This is a genomic window from Streptomyces sp. SID3343 (assembly GCF_009865215.1).
Lineage (GTDB): Bacteria > Actinomycetota > Actinomycetes > Streptomycetales > Streptomycetaceae > Embleya.
The window spans coordinates 1-5,632 of the sequence record NZ_WWJX01000654.1 but is presented as its reverse complement, the minus strand read 5'-3'; the positions used below and the strand labels follow the sequence as shown (position 1 = coordinate 5,632).

5 protein-coding genes are annotated in these 5,632 nt (G+C 70.8%); all 5 read right to left on the bottom strand.

What is annotated here, in order from left to right; genetic code table 11:
- Positions 1–334 precede the first annotated feature (334 nt).
- Positions 335–1,234 carry a carbon-nitrogen hydrolase family protein gene (locus tag GT354_RS20185; protein ID WP_161357701.1) on the bottom strand — a complete coding sequence of 300 codons (900 nt, stop codon included), beginning with the start codon at positions 1,232–1,234 and terminating at the stop codon, positions 335–337.
- Positions 1,235–1,286: 52 nt separating this feature from the next.
- Positions 1,287–1,940 carry a carbon monoxide dehydrogenase subunit G gene (locus GT354_RS20180; protein ID WP_161357700.1) on the bottom strand — a complete coding sequence of 218 codons (654 nt, stop codon included), beginning with the start codon at positions 1,938–1,940 and terminating at the stop codon, positions 1,287–1,289.
- Positions 1,937–4,411 (bottom strand): aerobic carbon-monoxide dehydrogenase large subunit, encoded by a 2,475-nt coding sequence (gene cutA / locus GT354_RS20175; RefSeq protein ID WP_161357699.1) that lies wholly within the window; start codon positions 4,409–4,411, stop codon positions 1,937–1,939. The genes GT354_RS20180 and cutA overlap by 4 nt, the downstream gene beginning before the upstream one ends.
- Positions 4,408–4,974 carry a (2Fe-2S)-binding protein gene (locus tag GT354_RS20170; RefSeq protein WP_161357698.1) on the bottom strand — a complete coding sequence of 189 codons (567 nt, stop codon included), beginning with the start codon at positions 4,972–4,974 and terminating at the stop codon, positions 4,408–4,410. The genes cutA and GT354_RS20170 overlap by 4 nt, the downstream gene beginning before the upstream one ends.
- Positions 4,971–5,632: FAD binding domain-containing protein (locus GT354_RS20165; protein WP_161357697.1), on the bottom strand; the 662-nt coding region annotated here is incomplete at its 5' end. The genes GT354_RS20165 and GT354_RS20170, both read right to left, overlap by 4 nt.

The following is a 5,632-nucleotide window of genomic DNA, read 5'->3' as shown; positions in this document are numbered from 1 at the left end:
GTTCGAGATCGACGACGTCGGTGAAGGTTCCGCCGGTGTCGATACCGATCCGGATCCGTCGGCGGGGTCCCGCCGCTGCGGCAGGCGTCATCAGCGCGCTCCAATCGGAGGGATTCGCGAGGTCCGGGCGAACCGCCCGGCTGCTGACACAGATTCAACTTCGCTGCGCCGGCTCCGGAATCGGCAACATCTGCCAAGAGACTCGGCAATAGTTGGTGGACTCGGCCGGTGGGGGTCTCGCATCCGCGTGCCGGGAACCCACCCGGGAACGCGCAAGGGACCACCCGACGCCGAAGCGTCGGACGGTCCCTCGGTACGTGGCGCCACCGGCATGTCAGCCGTGCGGAAACGTGGTCTCGGCCGGGCGGACCAGATCGTCCGCGTAGTTCGCGATCAGGTCGAGGTTGCGGTCGGCCAGGTGGTCGAAGACCTGCGGGACGCTCGATCCCGGGGTCAGCGACGCGAGCGCGCGTTCGGGATCGAGCCGGGCGGACACCCAGCCCTCGTGCGACGAACCGCGCGCGACCACCTCGGCACCGGGGGTGACGATCATCGAATTGCCGAAGTACACCACGCCCGCCGGATCGCTGCCGGTGGCGTTGGCGCCGATCACATACACGTGGTTGTCGTACGCGCGAGCCCGACAGGTGAGTTCCCACAGGTCGGCCGAGCGCAGCAGCGCGGACGGCCGGCAGATGATCTCGGCGCCCTGTACGGCCTGGATCCGGCTCAGTTCGGGATAGTCGCCGTCGAAGCAGATGATCATGCCGATCCGACCCAGATCGGTCTCCACCACGCTCACGAACTCGCCCGGCGTGACCCATCCCCCACGCGAGCGCAGTTCGGGCCCGAACGGATGGGTCTTGCGGTACACGCCCAGGACCCGGCCGTCGGGGCCGGCCAGGACCGACGAGTTGTACACCACGCCGCGCTCATCGCCGCGCTCGTACGTACCCCAGACCAGGTGCACGCCCAGTTCGCGGGCGCGTGCCTGGAACGGCTCGGTGAGTGCGCCGGGCACGTCGTCGACGAGGTCCCACAGTTCCTCGGCGCCCAGCGCGGGAGTGAATCCGGTGGTGACGCTTTCCGGCAGCACGACCAACTCGGCGCCGGTGGACTCGACGCAGCGAGTCACCCACTCCAGCGCGTGGTCGACGTTCGCCTCGATCACCGCCGCCGTCAACGGGCCGGGGCGAGGCACGAGTTGGACGGCCGCCGCCGTGAACGCACGCATGTCGATTGCTCCTTGACTCGAACGGTGGGACGTGACTGCTCGATCGGGCGCGTCAGCGACGCCGGGCGATCACGCCACCGACGATCGCGCCGAGCAGCGCCACCGCCGCGCCGAACAGCGCGCCCTTGGCGAAGTCGTCCCCGCCGATGCCCGCGAGCGGGGAGGCCGCGGCCGGCGCCGCGTACACACCGGTGGGCGCGGCGTCCGTCGAGGCCGCCGCCGGTGAGCCGTTCGCGGCGGCCGTCGTCGCCGGCACGAGCGGGGTCTTCCCGGTGAGGATGTTGTCGACCGACTTGAAGAACTCGCCGGCCGTCTTCTTCGCGACACCGGTCAGCATCCGCTGGCCGACCCCGCCGATCACTCCGCCGACCACGGCCTCGGCGTCGTATTCGAGCCGGGTCCGGCCGCCGTCGAGGTCCTCCAGGGTGACCTTGACCTCGGCCGCGACCGTGCCCGGGCCGCCCGAACCGGATGCCTTGAGCAGGAACGAGCCCGGCGGCACCTGGTCGGTGAGCTGCACGTTGCCCAGGTAGGTCCCCTTGATCGACGCGACGCCCATCGTCACGGTCATCCGATACGCGTCGGGACCGGTCTCCTCCAGCTTCTCGCAGCCGGGGATGGTGCGGGTGAGCACGGCGGGGTCGTTGAGCGCGGCCCAGACCTTGTCCGCCGGCGCGTTCAGGATGGCGTTTCCTTGGACCTTCATGGTGCGACGTGCTCCTTGGTCGTGTGCCGGGGGGTGCCGGGGGCGATGCCCGCGCCGGCCGAGTGGTCCGCGCCGCGCCGCAGGGCCGGGATCTCGCCGGCCGCGAAGCGCTTGCGCAGGTGGAACAGTTCCGACGGCTGGATGGGCATCCGCACGATCGGGAAGCCCTCGGCGTCCTCGATCGCGGACGCGAACACGGCCGCGCCGGGGATGACACCGGCCTCGCCCGCGCCCTTGATGCCGAGCGGATTCAGCGGGGAAGGCGTCTCCAGGTGGTCGATCTCGATCTTGGGGACCTCGCTCGCGTACGGCATCAGGAAGTCCATGAACGACGCGTTGACCAACTGGCCGTGCTCGTCGTACTCCATGCGCTCGTACAGCGCGCCGCCCACACCCTGCGCGACGCCGCCGTGCACCTGACCCTCGACGATCATCGGGTTGATCAGATACCCGCAGTCGTGCACGACGCAGTAGCGCAGGATGCGGATCTCGGCGGTGTCCGGGTCGGTCTCCACGATGACCGCGTGCATGCCGTTGGCGAACGTCGCGGTCGGCGGCGAATAGTAGTCGCGGCCCTCCAGACCCGGTTCCTCGCCCTCGGCGATCGGCGGCTTGGAGAAGTCCGCCGCACCGGTGAGCTGGGTGGCCGCCTGCGACGCCTCGTCGAACGCGTAGCGCAGCGGATTGGACAACACCGCGACCGTACCCAGCGCGACGGACGCGCCCGGACTGCCCTTGACCCGGACGTGGCCGTCCACGATCTCCAGGTCGCGCGGGTCGGCCTCCAGCGCCTCGCCCGCGATGCGCAGCGCCTTGGCCTTGACGTTGCGCGCCGCGAGCGCGATGGCGTTGCCGCTCATCACCGCCGCGCGGGACGCGAACGTGCCCACGGCGTACGGGAATCGGCGGGTGTCGCCGGTGGTGACGGTGACGTCCTCGATCGGTACGCCCAGTTCGTCGGCGACGATCTGCGCGAACACCGTCTGGTGTCCCTGGCCCTGGCTGGTCAGGCCGGTGGCGACGTTGACCTTGCCGGTCGTCTCGACCTGGACGTGACCGCCCTCGTACGGGCCGACGCCGGTGCCCTCGACGTAGCACGCGATGCCTATGCCGACCCGGCGGCCCTCGGCGCGGGCCCCCGCCCGATACGCCTCGAACTCGTCCCAGCCGACCAGCTTCTTGAGCCGCTCCAAGGACGCGGGGAAGTCTCCCGAGTCGTAGATCAGCGGCCGGCCGTCCTGGAAGAGCAGGCCGTGGTCGTAGGGCATCTCGTCGGGTTGGATGAAGTTGGTCTCGCGCACCTCGGTGCGGTCCTTGCCCAGGTGGTCGGCGATCGCGTCCATCGTGCGTTCCATCGCGAACACCGCCTGCGGCCGGCCGGCGCCCCGATACGGGGTGACGATCACCGTGTTGGTGTAGAGGCTGCGGAAGTCCACGCGGTAGGCGCCGGGCTTGTACGGGCCCAGAAGCTGGGTGGAGGTGATGATCGGGACGATGATCCCGTACGGCGTGTAGGCGCCGTTGTCGTGCAGGATGTCCACGTCCAGGCCCAGGATCCGGCCGTCGTCGTCGAAACCGACCCGCACGCTCTGGAGTTGGCCGCGCTCGTGCGCCGCGGAGATGAAGTGTTCGCGGCGGTCCTCGGTCCACTTGACCTCGTGGTCGAGCGCTCGGGCCGCCCACGGCACCAGGACCTCCTCGGGCCACGGGTGCACGATCTTGACGCCGAAGCCGCCGCCCACGTCGGGGGTGATGCACTCGACCCGGTCGAGCGGCAGGTCGAGCTTGGCGGCGACGGCTGCTCGCACGCCGGTGGAGGTCTGCGTCGAGGTGTACACGCGCAGGCTCGCGTCGGCGGCGTCCCAGCGGGCGTAGACACCGCGGCCCTCCATCGGCATGCAGGCGCTGCGTTCGATGTCGAGTTCGAGTTCGAGCCGGTTGGGCGCGGCGGCGATCGCGGCGGGGGCGTCGCCGACCTCCTGGAGCATGTGCGCGGCGCAGTTGCCCGGTACGTCCCGGTGTACGAGGTGGTCGGCGCGGTGCGCGTTGGCGATGCCCACGACCGGCGGGAGCGGCTCGTAGGAGACGGTGATCCGCTCGCACGCGTCCTCGGCGAGGTAGCGGTTGCTCGCCACGACCATCACGACGGCCTCGCCGACGTGGTTGACGAACTCCTTGGCCAGCGGGTAGGCGGTGCGGCCGTGGGTGAGCGCGGGATGCGGGATCAGCAGCGGCAGCGGCTCGGCGACCCGGTCGGTGAGGTCGTCGTAGGTATAGATCGCCACCAGGCCCTCGACGTCGAGAGCGCCCGTGACGTCGATGTCGGTGATCCTGGCCCGGGCGTGCGGGCTGCGCACGAACGCGGCCTCGTAGGCGCCTTCGCCGAGGTCGTCGAGGTAGCGGCCCTTGCCGACCAACAGGCGCAGGTCCTCGGTGCGTTGCACGGGGGAGCCGAACATCTTCGTGGTCATCGGACGTCCTCCTCTGCCGCGTCTGCCGTGACGGCCGTGTCTGCCGTGTCGCCCTTGCCGGCCTTGTCGGCGGTGAGCTCGGCGGCGCGCAGCACGGACTTGACGATGTTCTGGTAGCCCGTACAGCGGCACAGGTTGCCCGAGATCGCCTCGCGCGCCTCGTCCTCGGTGGGCGTGGGGTTCTCCTCAAGATAGGCGGCGACCACGGTGAGGAAGCCCGGCGTGCAGAACCCGCATTGCAGGCCGTGGCATTCGCGGAACGCCTGCTGTACGGGGTGCATGGCACCGTCGGCGTCGGCGAGTCCCTCGACGGTGGTGATCTCGTGGCCCTGCGCGCTCACCGCGAACATCAGGCACGCGCGCATCGGCTTGCCGTCTATCTGTACGGTGCACGCGCCGCACACGCCGTGCTCGCAGCCCACGTGGGTACCGGTGAGGCCGAGGTCGTGCCGCAGGCAGTCGGAGAGCAACCGACGCGGGGGGACGGTGGTGGTGCGCAGCACGCCGTTGACGCTCAACCGGATGTCGAGTTGCTGTTCGGTGGGGATCTCGGTCTCCGTCATCGTGCGCTCCGCTCGTTCGTGCCGGTGGTGCTGGTGGCACCGGTGCTGCCGGTGGTGCCTGTTGCGGTGTCGGGGTCGATCAGGGCGGCGCGTTCGGTCGCGGTGCGCAAGGCGCGGGCGGTCAGCACACCGGCGATCTGCGCGCGATACTCCGCGCTCGCGTGGATGTCCGGCTCGGGTTCGATCCGCCCCGTGGCCAGGGCCGCCGCGTCGCGCCAGACGGCGGTCTCGGCGGTCTGCCCGATCAAAGCGTCGGTGAGGTCGAGCACCAGCGGGACCGGCGAGATGGACAGATACGCGGCGCGGGCCGAGACGATCCGCAGGTCCTCGTCCACGGTGACGGCCGCGGCCACACCGCAGATCGCGTAGTCGCCGTGCCGGCGCGCGGATTCCGTGAACTCGGTCGCGGTCCGGCCCGCCGGGCGCGGGAAGTACGCCGACACCGCCAGCTCGCCGGTCTCGATGCACGCCTCCAGCGGCCCGACGAAGAAGTCCTCGGCGGCGACGGTCCGGGTCGAGCCCTTGCGGGCCAGGTCGACCGAGCCGCCGAGCAGCGCGAGCACGGCGGTCATCTCGCCGGACGGGTCGGCGTGCGCGAGGCTGCCCACGGTGGTGCCGCGGTTGCGGATCACCGGGTGGGCGACCAGGCGCAGGCCCT

What these genes read in the sequence shown, in the direction of transcription:
- GT354_RS20180 (WP_161357700.1), bottom strand. Translation starts at nt 1,940, where the DNA reads ATGAAGGTCCAAGGAAACGCCATCCTGAACGCGCCGGCGGACAAGGTC.
- GT354_RS20185 (WP_161357701.1), bottom strand. Translation starts at nt 1,234, where the DNA reads ATGCGTGCGTTCACGGCGGCGGCCGTCCAACTCGTGCCTCGCCCCGGC.
- cutA (WP_161357699.1), bottom strand. Translation starts at nt 4,411, where the DNA reads ATGACCACGAAGATGTTCGGCTCCCCCGTGCAACGCACCGAGGACCTG.
- GT354_RS20170 (WP_161357698.1), bottom strand. Translation starts at nt 4,974, where the DNA reads ATGACGGAGACCGAGATCCCCACCGAACAGCAACTCGACATCCGGTTG.